Origin of the sequence: Hallerella succinigenes (assembly GCF_002797675.1) — a bacterium.
Taxonomy (GTDB): Bacteria; Fibrobacterota; Fibrobacteria; order Fibrobacterales; family Fibrobacteraceae; genus Hallerella; species Hallerella succinigenes.
Window position 1 is genome coordinate 2,523,042 of the sequence record NZ_PGEX01000001.1, and the last position, 21,269, is coordinate 2,544,310.

The following is a 21,269-nucleotide window of genomic DNA, read 5'->3' on the forward strand; positions in this document are numbered from 1 at the left end:
TTTTAATTCACCTCCGCTTCAGCAAGAATCTTCTTACACTTTTCCATTTCCTTATCGTCCTTGACACCAGTGATTTTCAAGCAATACTCCTTAATATCATTGCCCAATTTTCCCCACACATACATTAGACCTTCGGAATCTATCTTGAACACAACTTCCACCCTAGTACCGGCGGGCCATTTTTTTGTTAACGGAAGTAGCCCGTCGTCAAGACACTCTGCGCAATCTTGATCGATTATTTTTTCGGTTTCGTTGGACTCCCATACATCAACCCTTACAGCAGGTTGATTATCGTATACCGTACAAAAAACGCCCCTTCCCTCTGTTGGCAAAGGCGTATTAGCCATAATAAGGTTTTCTACATTATGGGGAATAATACCTACCCCATAAGACTTACTGGTAACGTTGACAATGGTCGTACTGCACTTGACCATATCGGGACAATCGTCCGTCTCGCCATTTTCGAAAGCCTCGATGGCATCTTCGTAGCTCTTGTTCATGGCGAATATGGCCGCACCTTTGGCGACACATTCATCGGGGTCCGTCAAGCGGGCATCGCAGTTCAAGCGCTTGTCAACAGCGGCCTTCACCTGCGGCATTCGAGACGAACCTCCAACAAGGAGGACCTGATCAAAAGTTTCAACCCCCTTTTTCTTGGAATCCTCTATGGTACTTTCGACATAGCTTAACGTCTGTTCCAACAGACCTTCCGTCAGTTCATCGAACTTTTCACGGGTCAACGCTATTCGGGCGGACTTTCCTTCATATTGGAAATTGACCATCGCCCGTTCCTTGGCGCTCAAACTCTTCTTAGCTTTTTCCGCCTGCAAAAAAAGAGTATTCTTCAAGTGAACATCCGAATCAAGGCTATATTCAGTCCCGTTAGCTTTATTGAATTCATCCAGCAAGAATTGAGATACCGCCAAGTCCCAATCAGCACCGCCCAAGTGGTGGTCGCCGCCGGTCACCACGACTTGAATTTTTCCACGGGTTATCTTAATGACAGATACATCGAACGTTCCGCCACCGAGATCGTACACAAGCACCGTCTGCGTCTTGTCGGTCTTGACTCCGTACGAAATCGCCGCAGCGACAGGCTCGTTGATAATGGCAAGGACATTCAAGCCGGCGGCAATGCCCGCCTGTTTCGTCTGCATGCGTTCCTTGGTTCCAAAATATGCGGGGCAGGTGATGACAACGTCATTTATGGGTTCAAGCCCTTCGCTTTCGCGGACGCAGTTGGCGTCCTTGACGACCTTCTTGAGGATAAAGGCTGAAATTTCCGTTGGGTCGTAATGATACGGGAATCGATTATTCAACTTGTCATAACTAGCATCAACGCCAATTTCACGTTTGACAAAGCAGACCGTCTTCTCGGGTTCCACTTCCAACTGATTCTTTGCCTCTTCCCCAACGATAGCCGTTTTCTCGTCTTCAAAATACACAACTGAAGGCGTCGTTGCCGCGCCCTCAAAATTGCGCAAAACAACAGCCTGCTCCTGCCCGTCAATCTGGGCCACGCAAGAATAGGTAGTTCCGAGATCTATCCCGAATACATTTTTTACATTCATGTATTATTCCTAATTTACTTCCGCTTCAGCAAGAATCTTCTTACTCGTTTCCATTTCCTTATCGTCCTTGACACCCGTGATTTTCAAATTATATTCCTTGACATCATCACCAATCTTGCCCCACACGGACATCAAACCTTCATCGTCAATTCGGACAATCATTTCAATAGGGGTTCCCTTGGGCCAATTCCTATTAATCGTCAGCATACCGTCATCAAGGCATTCCGCAAGAGCACGTTTAATTCTCTTTTCTGTTTCATTAGATTCCCACACATCAATAGGAACAGCAGGTTGGTTGTCCACAGCTGTTACATAATGCCCCCGGCCTTCCGTCGGCAAGGTCGTATTCGCCATAATCAGGTTATCTACTTCATCCTCATTGACACTAGTTCCATAAGTCTTGCTGGTAACGTTGACAATGGTCGTACTGCACTTGACCATATCGGGACAATCGTCCGTCTCGCCATTTTCAAAGGCCTCGATAGCATCTTCGTAGCTCTTGTTCATGGCGAATATGGCAGCCCCCTTGGCGACACATTCATCGGGGTCCGTCAAACGAGCATCGCAGTTCAAACGCTTGTCAACAGCGGCCTTCACCTGCGGCATTCGAGACGAACCTCCAACAAGGAGGACCTGATCAAAAGTTTCAACCCCCTTTTTCTTGGAATCCTCTATGGTACTTTCGACATAGCTTAACGTCTGTTCCAACAGACCTTCCGTCAGTTCATCGAACTTTTCACGGGTCAACGCTATTCGGGCGGACTTTCCTTCATATTGGAAATTGACCATCGCACGTTCCTTGGCGCTCAAACTCTTCTTGGCCTTTTCCGCCTGCAAGAGAAGAGTATTCTTCAAGTGAACGTCAGAATCAAGGCTATATTCAGTTCCGTTTACATTGTTAAACTCATCAAGTAAAAATTGAGATACCGCCAAGTCCCAATCAGCACCGCCCAAGTGGTGGTCGCCGCCGGTCACCACGACTTGAATTTTTCCACGGGTTATCTTAATGACAGATACATCGAACGTTCCGCCACCGAGATCGTACACAAGCACCGTCTGCGTCTTGTCGGTCTTGACTCCGTACGAAATCGCCGCAGCGACAGGCTCGTTGATAATGGCAAGGACATTCAAGCCGGCGGCAATGCCCGCCTGTTTCGTCTGCATGCGTTCCTTGGTTCCAAAATATGCGGGGCAGGTGATGACAACGTCATTTATGGGTTCAAGCCCTTCGCTTTCGCGGACGCAGTTGGCGTCCTTGACGACCTTCTTGAGGATAAAGGCTGAAATTTCCGTTGGGTCGTAATGATACGGGAATCGATTATTCAACTTGTCATAACTAGCATCAACGCCAATTTCACGTTTGACAAAGCAGACCGTCTTCTCGGGTTCCACTTCCAACTGATTCTTTGCCTCTTCCCCAACGATAGCCGTTTTCTCGTCTTCAAAATACACAACTGAAGGCGTCGTTGCCGCGCCCTCAAAGTTGCGCATGACAACAGCCTGTTCCTGTCTGTCAATCTGGGCAACGCATGAATAGGTGGTTCCGAGATCTATTCCGAATACATTTTTAGAATCCATTTTTAGTCCTGTTTTTTATAAACTTCTACGCTGCCGACCCTCAGCATGCGAGAGTTGGATACATTGACAAATCCGATTTGCCGGACAGAAGATATCGTTCTGTCCTTGGTCGCTTTATCGGTCATGATTGTTTTAATGGCCTTGTGTTCTTTTGGATTAAACACGTCGCCGATTTTGGGCTCGACTGGTTCAACATCAAATTCATAAAGCAAGTCCAAGCTATTCAATTTGATGTCGTTTACGGTTTTCAGAATTTTCGTTGCGGAGATTTCTGATTCCGGCAAGTTTGAATTAACCTTGACAAGGTCTTCAAGCCTATCATAAATCTGAATAAGACCCATCAAAAGAGGTTTCTTTATCGAATCCGCAAGTCCGTTGCGCAATCCAACCAACTCTTCATGCATTTCGGAATTTATCTGCAAAAGCTTTTCTTTTTCTTGAGCAGCCTTTTTCAGTTCCTGCAAGGAAGCATTCATTTTTTGCAGTTCGTCCGAAATGTTCAGTTCTGATTTATTTGGTTCAGATTCTCCCGCAGATTCCACAGGCGGCTCCTGTTCTGTCGGAGGTTCGGCAACCTTTACGATGGCACGGCGCCGTGACCGCCACACCCCTATAATCAGCAGACACACAAAAACAAAGCCCCCCACCGCCAAGGGCATTGGGTTAAAGGAGGACTCTTCATGCACATCCACGCTAGTAGGAGCCGCGACGGGGGCGGCTTCGGCAGGAGCGGCTGCGGGAGCAGGGATAGTAGCCGCGGTCTTTGCGGGGGCGGCTGCTGGGGTCTTGGCGGCATCGGCTGCGAAAGCGATTGCTGTAGCAAACATGATTGCCATCAGAATCTTCTTCATCATAGAACACGTTCCTTTGGGTTAAAGAGGGTATTAACCCCTCAAGCCTGAGAATCCGCGGATGATCAAACTGAAGGGCTTATCTAACTAGAGATGGGATGTTAAATAGGCTTGATGCCGAATAATGATTTCTCTTGAAAACTGGGAGCAGTGCTACAAGACCCCACCCCTAGAATCGAGGATATCTCCTCGATTTTCCTGAATTAAAGGCTCCGCTGATAAGAGCCTGTATCTGCATCGTAAATTTCTGTACGGCCATCTTTTTTGTTTACAGCGACAACATTCCCCTGAACCGTTGCAGAAATTGCGTTGCAACAGACACTGCGTTGATAGCTACCAGTTTGGGCATCATAGAGTTCAACACGGTCTCCATTCATTTTAACTGCATATATCATATTATACCTCTAGAGTATATCTCCCTTTGTCTAACCTAGTCAAGGCCGGGACCGCCCCAACCAGAAGTCACAGACGTCTGTAACTTTTTAAAAATATAGATAACATTCATTCTAAAATCATAGAGATATGTGACTTTTTTTTGCGATTAAGGCCAAAACAACTCTACCACATTATTTCAGCACCGAGTCTGTCCTTCCTTACACCATCACAATTCTCTGTAAAATAGTAACAGACATCTGTATACTTCAAATATCGTCCAAAAACTAACATTTTAACATGTCACACATGCCTAAGATAGACCTGCAAAACTTGCAGAAAATGGAGGACGACCGCTTCGCTGAAGCCCTCGCAAAGGTTCTTAGGCGGCACCGCAAGGCTCGTGGCATTACCCGCGACGGGCTCGCATTCCAGCTTGGTCTCCACAAGAACACCCTTTACGGTGTGGAAGTAGGCATCAAGCGCAAGAGTGGGCACTTTAGCCACACCCAGCTCACCATGACAAACTTCATCCGGCTGGCCGCGTTTTTCGGCTATCAGCCCGGCGAATTCCTGCAAGATGTCCTCATCGAGGCAATCGATTGTTAGTTTTCTCAAAAAATCGCATAACGAAAAAACAGTTTTTTAGATTTTTTGAATTATTATAATCTAGAGCTTCCTTTTTAAATTTGCGCCTATGCAGAAAACGGAAACCTGGTACAAAGCGGAAGGCGATTGTCCTGCGGAAGATTTTGAACTTGCGAGCTATTTGCTTTTTGAAGCGGGTGTTGCTTCGCTCGAAGAATTAGACCCGACCGATGACGGGCTTTCGCATTTTTGTTTTTACACGAGCGATCGCTTGGAACGGGACCGCCTTGTACAGCAGTTTCCGCAGTACCATTTTCGGGTGACGGAAGAACCGGATACGGACTGGGTGCAGGTTTTTCGGGACAGCGCAAAACCGGTGCAGGTAAGCCCTCACCTGTGGGTGCGTCCGCCTTGGGTCAAATTCACCCCCGAAGATCCGGACGCGGTCGTCCTTGAACTCGAAGCGAAGACCGCTTTTGGAACCGGTGAACACGATACCACATGCGGCGTTGCGAATCTGATGGAATTTATCGATTTACAGGGAAAATCGGTTTTGGATATAGGCACAGGCACCGGAATCCTTTCCATGTTCGCCCGTCGCCGTGGCGCAAAACTCGCTGTCGGAACGGAAATCGACCCGGTAACGCTCCCTTGCATTTCTGAAAATTTTGAACGCAACGGCTTTGAAAAAAGCGACTGCGTTCTCGGTTATTTGAATGTGTTCCGCCCAGGCGTTCAATTTGACGTGATCGTCTGTAACATGTTTTTGCGCGAATTTTTACCGATGCGCGAACAGGTGGTACAGCTTTTGGCTCGGGGCGGTAAGCTCGTTCTTGCTGGACTTCTTTTGACCGAAAAGGAATTTGTCCTTCAATGGTTCAAAGATGTCGGTTTGAGGATGGAACGGGAATATTCAAGTCGTGAATGGTGGAGCGTTTTAGGCGCTATTCGCACTTAAAGCCTTGGAGCTCAAGACCCGCTTTCATTTCGCTGTAGTTGGAAGTTCTCTTCATGTCCATGGCGCGCATAAAGCGACTGTTGTTCGCAGTGTGCAACTTGAAGCCCGTTTTGGTTTCTGTGACTTCCGACTTTCCGCTGGCTTTGAACTTTTCCATGATCTGCGGTTTGGGCTCTTCGAGTTCCGGCGGAATCAGCACGTCGGTCACAATGTCTACATCGTCGATCTGCGTTTTGCCGAAGACAAAAGAAATCGTGATGTGATTCTTGAGCCCGCTGAACTCTCCATCGATGGAGCAGGAAAGGTTCTTCTTTTTCGGAGGCTTGTACTGGGTCACTTTTTTGACGTTCTTCGCCGGAGTGTATTCCAAGGCTTTTAACAGTTCGTCTTCTTTCATCGCGCCCATCTTCATGTTGATAATCTTGCCATCTCTTAAGAAGTAGAAGGTGGGGAAAGCTTGAATGCGGAAGGTATTCTTGATCTTTTCAATATTCGGTTCGTCGAAACCGATCGATGCGACTTTAATGTCGGTATAGTTCTTTGCAATATCGATGAGCGTCGGAATCATGATGAGGCACGGAGGGCAGCTCGTCGAAGAGATTTCGAGAATGATCGGCTGCTTCGAATTCATGATTTCCTTTTCAAAGTTATCGTCGTTGATTTTGACGATGCGGATGTCTTCGTCGTTAGAGGCTTTTGCGAGGGCGGTGGTGAAGGAGCCGAGGATCAGAGTCAGCAAAAGTACAGAAACAAACGAAAATTTTCTTTCAAATTTCATTTGGAATCTCCTTTGTGCTACAAATTACAAAATTGAATTCCAACGAGGGAGCTATATTTACGCTGAAAAGTAAAACGAAGCATTGAGGAGTTTCGGCATGGCACAAGAAAGAGCTATCATCACGGTTGTCGGCAAGGATACGGTGGGAATTATCGCCACGGTCTGCACATACCTCGCAGAAAATAACATCAATATCTTGGACATCTCCCAGACGATTGTCCAGGGCTACTTCAACATGATGATGATCGTCGACATTTCGGCAATCCAAAAGGCGTTCGGCGATATTCAGAACGAACTGACCAAGCTCGGCGAAGAAAAAATCGGCGTCCAAATCAAAACGCAAAAAGAAGCCATCTTCGACGCAATGCACCGTCTTTAATTCTGGACTGTCCACAAGAGGTTTATATGATCAATCTTCACGAGGTTGAAGAAACCAACGCCATGATCGAAAAGGAAAACTTGGATGTCCGCACCATCACGATGGGACTCTGCCTTCTCGACTGCATCGATTCGAACGTGGATAAGCTTTGCCAAAATATCCACGATAAAATTTACCGTTCTGCCAAGGACCTTGTGAAAACCGGAAATGAAATCGCGAAGGACTTTGGCATTCCGGTGGTGAACAAGAGAATCTCCGTGACGCCGATTTCCCTCGTCGGTGCATCCGCTTGCAAATCTTCCGCAGACTTTGTGAAAATTGCGAAGATGTTGGACTCCGTTGCAAAAGAGGTCGGAGTGAATTTTCTGGGCGGTTACACGGCCCTCGTCAGCAAGGGAATGACCCCTGCCGATGAACTCTTGATCCGCTCCATTCCAGAAGCCTTGACCGAAACCGATGTGCTCTGTTCCTCGGTCAACTTAGGCTCGACCAAAACAGGTATCGACATGGATGCTGTCCGTTTGATGGGAACGATCATCAAGGATACCGCAGAACTTTCCGAAAAGAAGGGCGTTTTGAACGGCGACTCGAAACTCGTCGTCTTTTGCAACGCGCCGGACGATAACCCGTTTATGGCCGGCGCCTTCCACGGTGTCACGGAAGGCGATGTCGTTTTGAACGTGGGCGTTTCCGGTCCGGGCGTCGTCAAAAAGGCCTTGGAATCGGTCCGCGGCACGGACTTTGAAACCCTTTCCGAAACAATCAAAAAGACCGCATTCAAGGTGACCCGGGTCGGTCAGCTTGTGGCGAAAGAAGCTTCGAAACGCCTTGGCTATCCGTTTGGCATTGTGGACCTTTCGCTTGCGCCGACTCCGGCGATTGGCGATTCCGTTGCCGACATCCTTTGCGAAATGGGCCTTGAATATGCTGGCGCTCCGGGAACGACTGCCGCCCTCGCCATGCTGAACGACCAGGTGAAGAAGGGCGGCCTCATGGCTTCTTCTTACGTGGGAGGCCTTTCGGGCGCGTTCATTCCGGTTTCGGAAGACCAGGGAATGATCCACGCCGCAGAAGCGGGCGCGCTGACACTCGAAAAACTCGAAGCGATGACCTGTGTTTGCTCCGTGGGCCTTGACATGATCGCCATTCCGGGCGATACCAAGGACACGACCATTGCAGGCATTATCGCAGATGAAATGGCGATCGGGATGATCAACCAAAAAACGACCGCCTGCCGCTTGATTCCATGCCCGGGGAAAAAGGTGGGTGACAAGGTGGAATTCGGTGGCCTTCTGGGCTTTGCTCCGGTGATGGCGGTGAATGCTTATTCCTGTGATGCCTTTGTGAATCGAGGCGGAAGAATTCCGGCTCCGGTCCACTCTTTTAAGAACTAAAGCGCAGTAAGAAGTAGGGCGAAAAGCAAAGCATGAAATGGACGACTCCGGTAGAAATCCCGAAATCCGATATCCGCATTGACTGGAAGTCGAACGTCGCCTTTATCGGATCTTGCTTTGCAGAAAATATTTCGCATAAATTCACCGATCTCTGCTTCCGTACAGCGGTCAATCCCTTTGGAATCGTTTACAATCCGCTTTCGGTGGCGAACATGCTGGAACGGATTGCCAACAAAAAGCTCTATACCGCGGACGAAATTTTCTTTGACGGCGAAAACTACCACTGCTGGGATTTTCACGGAAGCTTCTCTTCCAAAGATTCGAACCTGTGCCTACAACAAATGAATGGCGCCGTGGAGTCTGCACACGCTTTTCTGCAAAAGGCAGACGTCGTCTTCATGACGCTCGGCTCGGCTTTCTGCTACTTCCTTCAGGAATCCGGAACGGTCGTTTCAAATTGCCATCGTCAAAATGCAAACCTGTTTCGCCGGGAACTCGTTTCGGTAGAACGCATCGTGTTTGCGTTAGAAAGTGCCGTTCAAAGCTTGCAAACATTGAATCCGCAGGTGCGCATCGTTTTGACCGTTTCACCGCTGCGCCATTTCAAGGACGGGGCTCATGGAAATCAGCTTTCCAAGGCGACCCTCTTGCTCGGCGCCAATTCTGTCGCAAACACTTTCAAAAATGTGGAATATTTCCCGAGCTATGAAATTGCCATGGACGAGCTTCGGGATTACAGGTTTTACGCTGCTGACATGATTCATCTGTCTTCGACCGCGGAAGATTACATCTTTGAAAAATGCGGAGAGTCTTATTTCAGCGAGGAAACGCGGCGAAATCTTTCCCGAGTAGAAAGCTTTTTAAAGCTTTCGAACCATCGAATTTTCGATGCGGATTCTTTCAAGGTCAAAACCTTTGCTCAAAACGCTCTCTTGCAGGCAAAAGATTTGCAGGCGCAGATCCCTGGCTTGGACTTAAGTGCAGAAATCCGCCGTTTTGAATCTTTTATTTAGGATTTAGCTTTCTGGATCCGTTTTTCTTTGGAAAATGAAAAATCCTCTCTGTAAAGAGAGGACTTGAGGAGGGAAGCTGTAACGAATACGGCTTAAAGAAGAGATACTTGGGTGACCGCAGCAACGCCAAGGACTTCTTCGCCAGAAATTTCATCAATAATAATCGGGCAAAGGTTTTCATCTGCCACAATGGTTCCATCGGTGCAGTTGAAGGTTTCAGTCGACATCGCCGGTGCAGCAACGACAGGAGCCTGATCAGGCATTGCTGCGACATTCGGAGTGTGAGTGCCTGCGCAAGCGGTGAAGAAGGTGGCGCCAAAGAGAAGAGCTGCAAGAGAAATTTTTTTCATGGATTACGGTTCCTTTTTCCTTTCTTTCTTAAAATCAATTCCGTTTTTCAGAAATCCAAGAAAAAAATGTGAAACGGACTTCAATTTATAGTACAACTTGGAATATACCCATCAAAAATAGGGGCTTTTTGCCTCGAAATCGTGCATAAAATAGCGTATGGAAAAAGAAATGATTTCTATATTGTCCGCCCGTCATGAGGCTTTGGTGGAAAATTGTTGGACTTCTGTGTTCAGTCGCTTCGTTTGCGTCTGCAGATGCGCTGGATAATTTGCAGGGCGTGCCGCTTGTGGACACGCTTCTTGTGGATTCGTCAAAGATTGTTGCCCGCCAAAAAGCGGATGACTTCCAACGTTTTTCTCTAGTCCCGGTTTTAGGCTATACCGAAGAGACGGAAGTCCTGTACGGAGCCATGGTTCTTTTTTTTATCAAACCCGATGAAAAAGGCGGCAAGGTTCCGGAAATCGGCTTGACCGCTTACGGATCTTCCCGTGGACAATGGCAGTTTGTGCTCGAACCTTTTTTTTACTTGTATCATGACCTGATCAGCGGCTGGTTCGCGCTCAAGTATCAGGATTGGATCACCAGTTATTATGGTTCGGGGAACGATCCGGATATCAACACGTTCACGAATTACGACAAGGAAAAGTTCTCTCTCTGCTCTAAATTTGAATCGAAGGCTTTTGTTCCCGATTGGTTCAAGTACGGGATGGAAGTCCACATAGAGCATGCCAAGATCCAGTTCCGCGAATCCGATATGGACTTTCCCGATCCGCAGTCGGGATGGCGAAATGGACTTGGATACCTGTTCGGCATCGATACACGCGACAATACGAACTGGACTGCCCATGGCTTTTTGGCGGAGTGGAAACAGATTTTTTATGCGGAAGCCTTTGGCGATTACTCCTTTGACATAGAAAGCCTGGATTTAAGGGGTTACACTCCGATTCCTTTACAGGCGACTGCCGCTTTCGGTCTATTGTGGCAACGCGCCGAAGGAAATGTCCCGTTTGATATGCTCGCAGGGCCCGATGGCGTTCAGAGGTTCCGCGGAGTGGAAAGCCTTTACTTTAACGACAATCAGTCATTGATTTTGCAGTCGGAAATCCGTAAATATTTCGGTTGGAGACTCGGGGGCCATGTGTTTTTTGAAGGTGGAAAGGTCGGCGGTTACTTTAGCGAATTGATGCGCAACGACTGGCATAGGGCTGTGGGTTTTGGCGCTTTGCTCGGATTGAACTTGAAGGAGCGCTTGTTCGCCCGCGCCGATGTCTCCTGGGTAGATTTTGACCACGTCGGGCTTTCTTTTTATGTAAGACAGGCGTTTTAAAGGGAAAATCTGTTATGGAAGTGTGTAAGATTCAGTATACAAGCCATATTGATGTCCGGTATGCGGAAACCGATCAGATGGGAGTGGTCCACCATTCCGTGTATGCAGTTTGGTTTGAACAGGCTCGAACGGAATTCTTTAAAACGGTCGGATCGACCTATGCGGATGTGGAAAAACAGGGCTTTCTTTGCCCTGTCTTGGAACTGAACGTGCGTTACCGTTACCCGACTCATTACGGCGATACGGTGGATGTGAAAACGACCCTGATGCGCAAGGGCAAGCTTCATTTTAAGTTCCATTACTGCGCTTATGTCAAGGGAACGCTCTGTGCGGAAGGGTATTCTTTGCACTGTTTTTTGAAGGATGGCAAACCGACTGCGGAATTGCCTCCGCAGGTGGATCTCTTCTTTCCTCCGGAAAAGAGCTGATTTGACTAGTTTTTATCGTTAAATTCTCGCTTCCTATCGTTTAAAAGTCGGTTTGGATGTGAAAACGATGTAATTTTTTTCTATTCTTTCAAAAATTCTAAAATGAGGTAAAAATGAACAACGAAGAAGTGAAAAGTAAGCTCAAGGCATTCTTTATGTCGGATCTCGGCGTCGATGGCGACGTTCTGAACTACGACACCCCGCTTTTTGGTGAAGAAATTGGGCTTGATTCCGTTGACTCTTTGGAAATCATTTCCTTTGTCGACAGCAACTTTGGCGTTTCGATGACCGGTGCTGGAAAGGAACCGTTCCAGAGCATTGATACGATCGCTGATTTCATCGAAAAGCACCAAGCTTAATCGCTTTGTGCTTTTTTTACTGGTTTTTGGATAGGATATCATGATTTCGAACGATAGTCGCTGTGTCGTTACCGGCCTTGGCGTGATTTGCGCTGTCGGTAACAATGTTGAAGAAACTTGGAAGAACGCTCTGAACTCCGTTTCGGGCATTCATCAGACCACTTCTGTGGATACAGACAAGTGTTACGCGAACCTCGCTGCTGAAGTCCATTGCGATACTTTGGACGCGATCGACGCTCCGGAAGAGAAGGATCGTGTTTCAAAACTTTGCATCAAGGCAGCAAATGAAGCCTTGCAGGATGCAGGTCTTGGCAACTTTGCCGACGACCAGCGTGTGAGCGTGATTATCGGAAGTTGTGTTGGCGGCGTGATCAGCGTGGAACATTACCACCAGAACGGCAAAAACGCAAATGATATCCCCAAAATGCCGATTGCGGCCATTGCGTCCCAGGTGGCGGAAACCTGTGGCGCAGGTGGCATTGTAACGAACGTGGCAAATGCTTGTGCAGCCGGTACGATTTCCATCGCTCTCGCTTGCGACTTGATTCGCGCGGGCAAGGCAGATGTCGTCGTGGCTGGCGGTGCGGATTCTTTTGCCGCAGTTCCATATTCCGGATTCCTTTCCTTGCACGCTTTGGATGAAAACGGATGTTCTCCGTTCAATCATTGCAATGGCATTACGCTCGGCGAAGGTGCGGGCATTGTAATCGTGGAATCTTATGCACACGCTCAAAAGCGCGGTGCAAAAACCTATTGCGAAATTCTCGGTTCGGGTATCACGAGTGACGCTCACCATATCACGGCTCCGCGTGAAGATGCTCTTTGCTTGACGGAAGCGATGAATCGCGCTGTTAAGAATTCCGGTATTCAGAAGTCCGATATCGGCTATGTGAATGCACATGGAACGGGTACGGGCAAGAACGACAATGCGGAAATTACGGCTTTCACCAAGTTCTTTGGTGAAGAAAACCCGACGGTCAGCGTGAGCTCGACCAAGGTGATGACGGGCCACTGCCTCGGTGCAGCGGGTGCGATCGAAGCCGTGTTCAGCATCAAGGCCTTGACGACCGATACCGTGCTTCCGACTCTGCATTATTCCGCAGAAGATTCCGAAGCGTTGAAGGCAAAGGTCGGCAAAATGGACTTTGTACAGAACGTGCCGCATGCGAAGGCTTTGAAGTGCGTGATGAGCAATAACGTCGCGTTCGGCGGTACGAATGCGAGCATCGTGTTCTCCAAGGAAGCGGCGAATGTCTCTTACCAGACGGCGAAGGATCAGAAAATCGCGGTGACGGGTCTTGGCATTGTATGTCCTCTCGGCAACAGCAAGGCCGCTTTCGTTTCGGCAATCGAAAAGGATGTGAAGCCGGAAAGCGCTTCGATCCATTCGACCATTTCCTTGGAAGATTACAAGGAACTCGGCATCAAGATGGCGTTCTACCGCAAGCTTGACAATTTGGGTCAACTGCAGACGGTTTCGGGCATGCGTGCCCTCCAGGACGCAAACTTTAAGGTTTCCGAAGAAAATGCGAAGGAAATCGGCATTATCGTCGGAACCTCGGAAGGTGGGCTCGGTGCCACTTATGATTTTGAAGAACTGATCACGAATCTCGGCAATGCTCAGGGCAGTGCCTTCAAGTTCCCGCACACGGTTTACAATGCCGCTGGCGGTTACCTGTCGATTTGTTCGGGTATCAAAGGCTACGGCGTAACGATTACGACAGGCCCTGTTTCTGGCCTCGACAGCATCGGTTACTCGATGAACGTGATCCACGATGGTCAGGAAAAGGCGATGATGGCAACGGGTACGGATGAAAACCTCCCGATTATCACGGAATTCGCCCAGAAGTTGAATTTTGCCGCCGACCAGGTCGTTGCACCGTATTCGGATTCCGAAGGCTGCGTCTTGGGCGATGGCAGCGTGTCCATTCTTTTAGAAACCGAAGAACAGGCAAAGGCTCGCGATGCCAAGATCTACTGCTACGCTCTCGGCTACGGCAACGGCCGTAAGAACGTGAAGTTCGGCAAGATCGAAGGCTCGGGAGAAGCTTTGGACAATGCAATCCAGGAAGCCTTGAAGGACTCGGGCCTTTCGATCGATGATATCGATGCCGTCTGTGGCTTTGCGGATGGCTTTAAGAAGGTGGATAACATCGAAAAGGCATCTTTGATCCGCGTATTTGGTGACAAGATTGCTTCGAAGCCGGTCTTTGAAGTGAAGGAACGCGTCGGTGAAGGCCGTGCTGCTTCGGCAACGCTCGCCGCTGCGGAAGCGGCTCTTCTCCTCAGTTCGGAACTGAAGAGTGAAAAAGCTTACTTCATTGCCCAGGACGGTTCCGTGTCGACGAAGATGGTGGAATCCAAGGACTTGAAGAAGATTCTTGTGATTTCGTTTGCTGCGGGTGGCTCTTACAGCGCAGTCGTTTTTGGTAAGTAAGGTTTAGAGGAGACAGGATGAAGGTTGCACTGGTTACAGGCGCTTCGAAGGGGATCGGCAAGGCTTGCGCCCTTCGCTTGGCTAAAGACGGCTACACGGTCGTTGTAAACTATTCGAGTTCTGACGCAGCTGCAAAGGAAACCCTTTCGCAGATTCAGGCGGCTGGCAGCGAAGGCATGATTTACAAGGCCGACGTTTCGAAGCTCGACCAGGTGAAGCTCATGATTCGTGAAGTCATAAAGGCTTACGGTCGTATTGATGTTCTGGTGAACAATGCTGGCATTGTCCGCGACGAATATCTTCTGATGATTAGTCCGGATACTCTTGACAAGTGCTTTGAATTGAACGTGAAGGGTTACATCTACTGTGCTCAGCAGGTCGCCCTAAAAATGTTTAAGCAGAAGTCAGGCGTGATCATCAATATGAGCTCTGTGAGTTCGAAGTTTGCTCTCGCCGGTCAAAGCGTTTACAGCGCTACCAAGGGTGCGGTGAATTCTTTGACCCAGACTCTCGCCAAGGAACTTGGCGCTTATGGCATTCGCGTGAATGCGGTGGCTCCGGGCTTTATCGCAACCGAAATGATTGAAGCGATTCCGGAAGAAAAGCGCAAGGCTTATGTGGAGCAGATTCCGCTCAAGCGTTTCGGTACGGCAGATGAAGTGGCGAACATGGTTTCCGCTCTTGTTTCGGATCAGTTTGCTTATGTAACGGGTCAGGTGTTCGTTCTCGACGGAGGCCTTTCCCTGTGAGCATGAACATTTACGAAATCAGCCAGAAGATCGCTCAGCGCCCGCCGTTCCAGATGGTGGAAAAGGTAACGGAACTCGTTTTGAACGAATCCGCGACCGGCATCAAGAATGTGAGCGTGAATGAACCGTATTTTATGGGCCACTTTCCGGGAACCCCGATTATGCCGGGCGTTCTGATTGTGGAAAGCTGTGCTCAGCTATGCTCGCTCGTGATCGAAAAGAAGCCGGAAGACTTGGATGACAAGCTTTATGTGCTTTTGAAGATCGACGGCTTTAAGTTTGTAAAGCCTGTGATTCCGGGCGATCAGCTGGAAATGACCGTGACGAAGACGAAGGGCGGTGGAGTTCTTGTGGGCTTTAACTGTGTCGTCAAGGTGAACGGTGTGGTACATGCGAAGGGCGATTTGACCTTTACGACGATTCCGAAAGATTCCTTGGGCAAGTAAGGCTTTTAAACTGTGTAATGGCTGTGAAATCGATTGTTGAATTCTTTTTGAAGACTGTCGTCCGCTTCATTGAACGGGCGGGCTGGGCGTATTTTCATATCGCTTACCGTCCGCAGCTTGTTTTTACCGATCCGTCGGTGCAGTCGACAAACTTGAAAACGCCGTCCCTGATTATTGCAAACCATACTTCGACGAACGATCCGATTCTTTTGCTCGCTCTGTTCTTTCATAAGAGAAGCATTGTCGTGGCAAAGGATTGGTATGAAATGCCGAAGTTCCACTGGATTTTAAAACGTGCGAATGTGGTGCCGTGCGACCGCTTTAACTTGGACACGGAATGGGCATTGAAGGCGAAGAAACAGCTTGAAGCGGGCAATTCGGTAATTATCTTCCCAGAAGGCAAGTGCCGTGAAGACGGCCTTTTGAACGAATTTAAAACGGGCTTTGCGTTCCTCGCCCGCAGCACGGGCGCTCCGGTGATTTCCATTGGACTCGACGGTATTTACAAACGCGGACACAAGACGCGCGTCATCATCGGTAACGCCGAAAAGATTGAACGAGTCAAAGGGATTCCTTCGTCGGTGCACCTTGCGGAACGCAGCGAATACTTTAGACAAAAGGTTTGGGCATTAAAGCTGCAAGCGCTGAACAAACCGTTCACAGAACTTCCGACTGCAGAAAATACACCTGCAGAAAAGGTGGCGAATTGAAAATCGGCCTGGTACTAGAAGGCGGTTCCCGCCAGACGATCTTTTCGGCAGGTGTCCTCGATACGATGCTTGATGAGAATATCGAGTTTCCGTATATCGGAGGCGTTTCGGCTGGCGGTCATGCGGCGATGAACTATGTGACGAAGCAGAAAGGACGCTTGCGCTACATTATTATGCCGACCAAACTTCAACGCGGCGAAAAAAAGGCACATCGCATTTTAGATGGAATCCGCAAGGAATCCCGAGCGTTGCATTACGGAGCCGCTTACGGTCATATTCCGTTTGACTTTGATACTTTCTTTGCTTCTCCGGTGAAATGCGAATTTACACTGACCTGCTGTGAAACGGGCCGTCCCGTTTACATGTCGGAACCTAGCGATCCAAAGCGTTTACTCGACATTGTGAACGCGAGCTGTTCGGTGCCGATGCTTTTTCCGGTGGCGCAGATCGGCGCTAAGCATTATGTGGACGGTTGTGTGACCGATCCGATTCCGTACCGCCGGGCATTTGAAATGGGCTGTGACAAGGTCGTCGCCATTTCTACACATTATCCGGGGGAAGCGGTTTCGGATTTTCGCAAGTACAGCGCTGTTTTGAATCCGATGTTCAAACACAAGTATTTGGATCTTTTCCGCGCTTTGATGGTACGTTATCGCCGTTACCAGCGGATGTTCGAAGACCTGGAACGCTTGGAAAAAGAAGGCAAGGTCTTTTTGATGCGTCCGGAGGTCGATCTTTGCGATCTCTTTGAAACGGATCTCGATAAATTGAATGCTTCTTACTTCCACGGTTGCGATTATGCGCGCCGGAAGATGAACGCTTTGAAGGCTTTTTTGAAAGCGGAATAATGAATGAAATTTTTGATTCAGCGTGTGACAAGTGCCAAGGTGGAAATCGACGGAGAAACGGTCGGTCAAATCGGTAAAGGCTACATGGTGCTGATAGGTGTCGGGGAAACGGATACGAAGGAAATCGCCGACCGTTTAGTCCGTAAAATGCTTTCTCTGCGCATCTTTGCCGATGATCATGGCAAGACGAATCTTTCGATCCAGGATGTGAAGGGGGAACTTTTGCTCGTTTCGCAATTCACGCTGTATGCAGACTGCCACAAGGGAAATCGCCCGACTTTTAACGGGGCAGGAAACCCGACGCTTGCGAACGAACTTTACGAGTATATCGTTTGCGAATGCAAAAAGTCTGTTTCGGTGGTGCAAACCGGTCGTTTTGGCGCCGATATGCAGGTAAGTCTTGTAAATGATGGACCATTTACCATTTTACTCGACTAAAAAACAAACTTTTTTGAAAATTTCGTAAAAATCTAGCGTTTCGGGCATATATTTTTGAAGTGGAGCTTCAAATTTTAAGAGTTCTCGAAAACGGATGTTCTATGGAAGAACTTCGAAGTATTTTAGGGATTCTTATTATTTTGAAAATGTCAAATCTTTAGCGGGAAATTGGTCATGGGGAAGCAAAATACATTCGCAAAATTATGGGGATGCCTGTGGGTGATTCTTTGCTTTGCCGTACTTGGTTATGCAAAAGATGCGCGCGTCGTTAAAGTCGGTTGGTTTGAAAAGGAAAACTTTCAAGAAGGCAGAGCTGATGGCCCTAAATCGGGCTATGCTTATGAAGTTTTGCAGAGTGTAGCTCGCTATGCGAACTGGGAATTGGAATATGTCCCGGGAACCCTGGAAGAGCACCTGGAAAGCTTGCGCCGTATGGATGGAAAGATTGATATTTTGGCGGGGGTACCGTCAGATTCTGCTCTTTTCCGGTTTCTGCGTGTCCCGCATGTTCCGATGCTTGTAGAGTCGCATTTTGTTTACTGCCGTACGCAAGAAATGAATGACTATGTAGATTACACGTCTCTCATCGGAAAGAAGATTGGCGTGACTGCGGGTTCTTTGGCGGAACAGTCTGTGCGGAAGTGGAAAGCGATGACCGGCTTTGATTATACGGTCGTCCCGTTTTATGATGATACTGTAGCAAATATTTCGGCGGACACGTTGCGTGTACGAGCGTTTCATGAAGGGAAGATAGACTTGGTCGGGGACTTGGAGAACCAGGTCTTTAAGGACGATGGAATGCAGCCTGTGGTGCAGGTATCTTCGGTTAATAAGTACATCGGTATTTCTCTTAGAAGCATTTACTTGATGCCGGAGCTCAGCCGTGCGATTGGGATTATTTATTCGTCTTCTCCGCATTTCTTCATGGATTTGGAAGACAAGTATTATAGCGAAATAGCGACGCGAAATATTTTGCCGGTGGAAGAAAAAATTTGGATCAACAATCACGAACAGCTGCGCGTCGGTTATTTTGAAGGCTATGCACCGTTTAGCGAATCGGGAAGTGACGGCCGAGCCAAGGGGCTTTTTCAGGACGTCTTGGAATTTACCTTAAAATCTTATGGCATTCAGGCGACGCTGACGTATCACGGGTACAAGAGCTATCGTCAGATGATTTCGGACCTTGTCTTTGGTAAAATCGATTTGGCGATACCGATCTATGCCAATGATTACCGCTCTGAAAGATATGGCTTTTTCCAGAGTATGAGGGTTTCTTCTTCGCCAATGGTCTGGGCCTATCGCGAGGACTCCAAGGCGAACTTGCTGGATAATATGGAAAGCCTGACGGATGAGCAGTGCTCGAAAATTCGAATTGCGATTTCGGAAGACACGCCGTTGCAGGAAGCGGTATTTTCGGATCATTATTCCAAGGCGACCGCTGTCCGTTTCAAGAACTGGCTCGAATGCGTTAAGGCGGTGGAAAACGGCGAAGCGGATGGAACTCTGCTGAATGTTTACCGTTCGATGGTCAATTTGCACCAGAATTATACTTTGAAGCGCAAAGAACTGAAGACGATGAGTAGCTGGTCCTTTGGTGTGAGCCATGAAAATCCAGAACTGCTCAGGATCTTGGACCGCGGTATTACGTTATTTGGCGCAGATAATATGGCGGAATCCCTGGTGCGCCATACGGAAGCTTCCTATGCGTTTACCTTCTGGGATTATGTGCAGTCGCATATCCAGGCTTCTCTTGGTGTGCTCGTCTTTTTGGTGTGCTTAATCCTTTCGTTCTTGCTTTATGTGATTTGCCAGAAGAGATTGCAGAAGGATTTGAATCAGAAGGCTCGTTTTGATGCGGTAACGGATTTGCCGAACCGTAGAGCGTTTAATGAAGATTTCCAGAAACTTTTGGAAAAGCGCTTGAGTCTCGATTTAGTTGTCGGCGTGATGGACTTGGATGCGTTGAAGGATACGAACGATTCCTTGGGACATGCTGCTGGCGACGAATTGATTCAGGGTGCTGGTGAATGTCTGGATCTGTTTATTGCACCTTATGGAAAGGTGTACAAGGTGGGTGGGGATGAATTCTTCGCGATTTTCTGGTGCTCGGAAGAGGCTCTGCAGGAGCTGCGACAGAAATTGAAAAAGAGCTTTGCCTCCTGGAAGGGTAAAAAGGTGGAAAGTCTTTCTGTTTCGTGTGGCTTTGCATCCCGTCGAGAATTCCAGGGTTCCTCTTTAGGGGAATTGATGCGTGTTGCAGATGACCGCATGTATAAGGAAAAATTCTCGCACCGTGCAAGCATTCGTGTGAAGACGAAGTCCGGCGTTTTCAAGAATGTGGCGGGCTACGGAAAGCTCTTTAAAAACAACGAAGAAAAGACGATGCTAGACTCCTTTATCGCAGCCTATGAAACGCAGTACGATACGTTGACGAGTCTTCCGACGATGTCTTACTTCCTTGAAATGATCGAAGCTCCACAACATCCGATTCACAAATCTGGTAAGACTCCGGTCATGATTTCCTTCAACCTGAATGGCATGAAGGGCTATAATACACGCTTCGGTTTGCAGGAAGGCAATGAACTTTTGATCGCTTTTGCCGATATTTTGAAAAAGGTTTACGGCAAGGATAGCTGCTCTCGCTTTGGCGAAGACCGTTTTTATGTGGTGACGACGAATACGGCTGTTGAAGAAAACGTGAATCGCGTATTTGATATGATGGCGCAGTGCAATAACGGCACGTCGTTGAAGGTTCGCGCCGGTATCTACGTGGACGACTCCGACAATCCGAGCTTTGCAAGCCTTGCGGCAGACCGTGCAAGAACGGCTTGTGACCATAACCGTGATTATGCCTCTCACTTCACCTATTTCGATGAAAAGATGAAGAAGAGCCTTGAAACTCGTGACTTTGTCATTTTCAACATTGACAATGCGATGGCCTTGGGACATATCCATGCCTATTACCAGCCGAAGATCAGTACGGCAACGGGCAAGCTGGTAGGTTTTGAAGTTCTCGCACGCTGGATTGATCCGGTTCTCGGATTTATTTCGCCGGCGGACTTCATTCCTGTTCTTGAAGAATTCGGCTTGACTTACAAGCTCGATATGTTCATTGTGGAAGAACTGGCGAGAGATTACAAGAGAACGTTCAACATGGGCTTCAAGGAAATTCCGATATCCTTTAATCTGTCGCGTATGGACTTTATTGTGGGTAATCCGCGTGAAGAAATTAAGAAACTCCTGGAAGAACACAAGATTTCGATGAAGTATTTCCAGGTGGAAATTACGGAATCCTGCGTGATGACGGACCCGAAGAAGATGAAAAAAGAAATCGAGCTCTTCCGTTCGTCGGGTTTTGAAGTGCTGATGGATGACTTCGGCAGTGGCTACTCTTCGCTGGGTACGCTCCGCGAATTTGAATTCGATGAAATCAAGATTGACATGAGCTTTATGCGCAATTTTGGAGAAAAGTCCAAGGCGATTATTTCTTCGATTGTGGCGATGGCGAAAGAACTTGGCGTTCGCACGCTTTGCGAAGGTGTAGAAACTCAGGAGCAGGTGGATTTCTTGAAGGAAATCGGCTGTGAATGTATCCAGGGATGGTTCTACGGCAAGGCGGAACCGCTGAATATTGTCATCGAAAAATGGCTGAAGAATCCGGACGCTATTTTGTAAAATTATTTTAGAAAATCGT

General features: G+C 48.1%; 21 protein-coding genes. 15 read left to right on the forward strand and 6 right to left on the reverse strand.

From position 1 onward, the window contains the following. Positions 1-2: 2 nt before the first annotated feature. From BGX16_RS11595 to BGX16_RS14710, 4 genes are all read right to left on the reverse strand, one after another. Entirely contained in the window at positions 3-1,571 is a 1,569-nt protein-coding gene (locus BGX16_RS11595; protein ID WP_100426174.1) for an Hsp70 family protein, read from the reverse strand. Positions 1,572-1,580: 9 nt separating this feature from the next. Next, positions 1,581-3,149 (reverse strand): Hsp70 family protein, encoded by a 1,569-nt coding sequence (locus BGX16_RS11600; protein ID WP_100426175.1) that lies wholly within the window; start codon positions 3,147-3,149, stop codon positions 1,581-1,583. A 2-nt stretch (positions 3,150-3,151) separates the two neighbouring features. After that, positions 3,152-4,003, reverse strand: a complete 852-nt coding sequence (grpE, locus tag BGX16_RS11605) for a nucleotide exchange factor GrpE (protein WP_100426176.1) — start codon at positions 4,001-4,003, stop codon at positions 3,152-3,154. Positions 4,004-4,203: 200 nt separating this feature from the next. Next, the gene (locus tag BGX16_RS14710) at positions 4,204-4,377 is read right to left on the reverse strand and encodes a hypothetical protein (protein WP_157798019.1); all 174 of its coding nucleotides are present in this window, start codon (positions 4,375-4,377) and stop codon (positions 4,204-4,206) included. A gap of 295 nt (positions 4,378-4,672) precedes the next feature. Between BGX16_RS14710 and BGX16_RS11610 the strand changes: the two genes are divergently transcribed. Beyond that, entirely contained in the window at positions 4,673-4,981 is a 309-nt protein-coding gene (locus BGX16_RS11610; RefSeq protein WP_106520111.1) for a helix-turn-helix domain-containing protein, read from the forward strand. Between the two features lie 88 nt (positions 4,982-5,069). Continuing rightward, a complete protein-coding gene (locus BGX16_RS11615; protein ID WP_100426177.1) occupies positions 5,070-5,918 on the forward strand; it encodes a 50S ribosomal protein L11 methyltransferase in 849 nt (282 codons plus the stop codon). Here the strand turns inward: BGX16_RS11615 and BGX16_RS11620 are convergent. After that, positions 5,905-6,696 carry a thioredoxin family protein gene (locus BGX16_RS11620; RefSeq protein WP_100426178.1) on the reverse strand — a complete coding sequence of 264 codons (792 nt, stop codon included), beginning with the start codon at positions 6,694-6,696 and terminating at the stop codon, positions 5,905-5,907. The genes BGX16_RS11615 and BGX16_RS11620 overlap by 14 nt on opposite strands. Positions 6,697-6,793: 97 nt before the next feature. Between BGX16_RS11620 and BGX16_RS11625 the strand changes: the two genes are divergently transcribed. Genes BGX16_RS11625 through BGX16_RS11635 form a run of 3 tightly spaced genes read left to right on the forward strand, consistent with a single transcriptional unit; the run spans position 6,794 to position 9,482 of the window. Continuing rightward, positions 6,794-7,075 (forward strand): ACT domain-containing protein, encoded by a 282-nt coding sequence (locus BGX16_RS11625; protein ID WP_100426179.1) that lies wholly within the window; start codon positions 6,794-6,796, stop codon positions 7,073-7,075. A gap of 26 nt (positions 7,076-7,101) precedes the next feature. Next, entirely contained in the window at positions 7,102-8,469 is a 1,368-nt protein-coding gene (locus BGX16_RS11630; protein ID WP_100426180.1) for a PFL family protein, read from the forward strand. A gap of 32 nt (positions 8,470-8,501) precedes the next feature. Further along, positions 8,502-9,482 (forward strand): GSCFA domain-containing protein, encoded by a 981-nt coding sequence (locus BGX16_RS11635; protein ID WP_100426181.1) that lies wholly within the window; start codon positions 8,502-8,504, stop codon positions 9,480-9,482. Between the two features lie 92 nt (positions 9,483-9,574). Here BGX16_RS11635 and BGX16_RS11640 read toward each other — a convergent pair whose 3' ends face one another. Continuing rightward, a complete protein-coding gene (locus BGX16_RS11640) occupies positions 9,575-9,832 on the reverse strand; it encodes a hypothetical protein (RefSeq protein ID WP_100426182.1) in 258 nt (85 codons plus the stop codon). A gap of 194 nt (positions 9,833-10,026) precedes the next feature. Between BGX16_RS11640 and BGX16_RS11645 the strand changes: the two genes are divergently transcribed. The 10 genes from BGX16_RS11645 to BGX16_RS11690 all read left to right on the forward strand — a co-directional run bounded on the left by BGX16_RS11645 (position 10,027) and on the right by BGX16_RS11690 (position 21,250). After that, the gene (locus BGX16_RS11645; RefSeq protein ID WP_100426183.1) at positions 10,027-11,160 is read left to right on the forward strand and encodes a BamA/TamA family outer membrane protein; all 1,134 of its coding nucleotides are present in this window, start codon (positions 10,027-10,029) and stop codon (positions 11,158-11,160) included. Positions 11,161-11,174: 14 nt separating this feature from the next. Further along, a complete protein-coding gene (locus BGX16_RS11650) occupies positions 11,175-11,588 on the forward strand; it encodes an acyl-CoA thioesterase (protein WP_100426184.1) in 414 nt (137 codons plus the stop codon). 113 nt (positions 11,589-11,701) lie between these two features. Beyond that, on the forward strand, positions 11,702-11,947 hold the full coding sequence (locus BGX16_RS11655) for an acyl carrier protein (protein ID WP_100426185.1): 246 nt from the start codon (positions 11,702-11,704) through the stop codon (positions 11,945-11,947). Positions 11,948-11,987: 40 nt separating this feature from the next. Further along, positions 11,988-14,384: a beta-ketoacyl-[acyl-carrier-protein] synthase family protein gene (locus BGX16_RS11660; protein WP_100426186.1), complete on the forward strand. Its 2,397-nt coding sequence runs from the start codon at positions 11,988-11,990 to the stop codon at positions 14,382-14,384. Positions 14,385-14,401: 17 nt separating this feature from the next. Beyond that, positions 14,402-15,133, forward strand: coding sequence for an SDR family NAD(P)-dependent oxidoreductase (locus tag BGX16_RS11665; protein WP_100426187.1), 732 nt, complete (start codon positions 14,402-14,404; stop codon positions 15,131-15,133). Between the two features lie 2 nt (positions 15,134-15,135). After that, a complete protein-coding gene (gene fabZ, locus BGX16_RS11670; RefSeq protein WP_100426188.1) occupies positions 15,136-15,579 on the forward strand; it encodes a 3-hydroxyacyl-ACP dehydratase FabZ in 444 nt (147 codons plus the stop codon). Between the two features lie 23 nt (positions 15,580-15,602). Then, positions 15,603-16,289, forward strand: coding sequence for a lysophospholipid acyltransferase family protein (locus BGX16_RS11675; protein ID WP_241899553.1), 687 nt, complete (start codon positions 15,603-15,605; stop codon positions 16,287-16,289). Then, on the forward strand, positions 16,286-17,137 hold the full coding sequence (locus BGX16_RS11680) for a patatin-like phospholipase family protein (RefSeq protein ID WP_100426190.1): 852 nt from the start codon (positions 16,286-16,288) through the stop codon (positions 17,135-17,137). The genes BGX16_RS11675 and BGX16_RS11680 overlap by 4 nt, the downstream gene beginning before the upstream one ends. 3 nt (positions 17,138-17,140) lie before the next feature. Next, a complete protein-coding gene (gene dtd, locus BGX16_RS11685; protein ID WP_100426191.1) occupies positions 17,141-17,575 on the forward strand; it encodes a D-aminoacyl-tRNA deacylase in 435 nt (144 codons plus the stop codon). A 174-nt stretch (positions 17,576-17,749) separates the two neighbouring features. After that, positions 17,750-21,250: an EAL domain-containing protein gene (locus BGX16_RS11690; protein ID WP_100426192.1), complete on the forward strand. Its 3,501-nt coding sequence runs from the start codon at positions 17,750-17,752 to the stop codon at positions 21,248-21,250. Positions 21,251-21,269: the final 19 nt, after the last annotated feature.

Coding starts and splice junctions, on each gene's coding strand:
- BGX16_RS11660 (WP_100426186.1), top strand. CDS start 11,988: ATGATTTCGAACGATAGTCGCTGTGTCGTTACCGGCCTTGGCGTGATT.
- BGX16_RS11645 (WP_100426183.1), top strand. CDS start 10,027: ATGAGGCTTTGGTGGAAAATTGTTGGACTTCTGTGTTCAGTCGCTTCG.
- BGX16_RS14710 (WP_157798019.1), bottom strand. CDS start 4,377: ATGAATGGAGACCGTGTTGAACTCTATGATGCCCAAACTGGTAGCTAT.
- BGX16_RS11655 (WP_100426185.1), top strand. CDS start 11,702: ATGAACAACGAAGAAGTGAAAAGTAAGCTCAAGGCATTCTTTATGTCG.
- BGX16_RS11640 (WP_100426182.1), bottom strand. CDS start 9,832: ATGAAAAAAATTTCTCTTGCAGCTCTTCTCTTTGGCGCCACCTTCTTC.
- BGX16_RS11665 (WP_100426187.1), top strand. CDS start 14,402: ATGAAGGTTGCACTGGTTACAGGCGCTTCGAAGGGGATCGGCAAGGCT.
- BGX16_RS11630 (WP_100426180.1), top strand. CDS start 7,102: ATGATCAATCTTCACGAGGTTGAAGAAACCAACGCCATGATCGAAAAG.
- BGX16_RS11600 (WP_100426175.1), bottom strand. CDS start 3,149: ATGGATTCTAAAAATGTATTCGGAATAGATCTCGGAACCACCTATTCA.
- grpE (WP_100426176.1), bottom strand. CDS start 4,003: ATGATGAAGAAGATTCTGATGGCAATCATGTTTGCTACAGCAATCGCT.
- BGX16_RS11650 (WP_100426184.1), top strand. CDS start 11,175: ATGGAAGTGTGTAAGATTCAGTATACAAGCCATATTGATGTCCGGTAT.
- BGX16_RS11690 (WP_100426192.1), top strand. CDS start 17,750: ATGGGGAAGCAAAATACATTCGCAAAATTATGGGGATGCCTGTGGGTG.
- BGX16_RS11595 (WP_100426174.1), bottom strand. CDS start 1,571: ATGAATGTAAAAAATGTATTCGGGATAGATCTCGGAACTACCTATTCT.
- fabZ (WP_100426188.1), top strand. CDS start 15,136: ATGAACATTTACGAAATCAGCCAGAAGATCGCTCAGCGCCCGCCGTTC.
- BGX16_RS11610 (WP_106520111.1), top strand. CDS start 4,673: ATGTCACACATGCCTAAGATAGACCTGCAAAACTTGCAGAAAATGGAG.
- BGX16_RS11615 (WP_100426177.1), top strand. CDS start 5,070: ATGCAGAAAACGGAAACCTGGTACAAAGCGGAAGGCGATTGTCCTGCG.
- BGX16_RS11620 (WP_100426178.1), bottom strand. CDS start 6,696: ATGAAATTTGAAAGAAAATTTTCGTTTGTTTCTGTACTTTTGCTGACT.
- BGX16_RS11625 (WP_100426179.1), top strand. CDS start 6,794: ATGGCACAAGAAAGAGCTATCATCACGGTTGTCGGCAAGGATACGGTG.
- BGX16_RS11635 (WP_100426181.1), top strand. CDS start 8,502: ATGAAATGGACGACTCCGGTAGAAATCCCGAAATCCGATATCCGCATT.
- dtd (WP_100426191.1), top strand. CDS start 17,141: ATGAAATTTTTGATTCAGCGTGTGACAAGTGCCAAGGTGGAAATCGAC.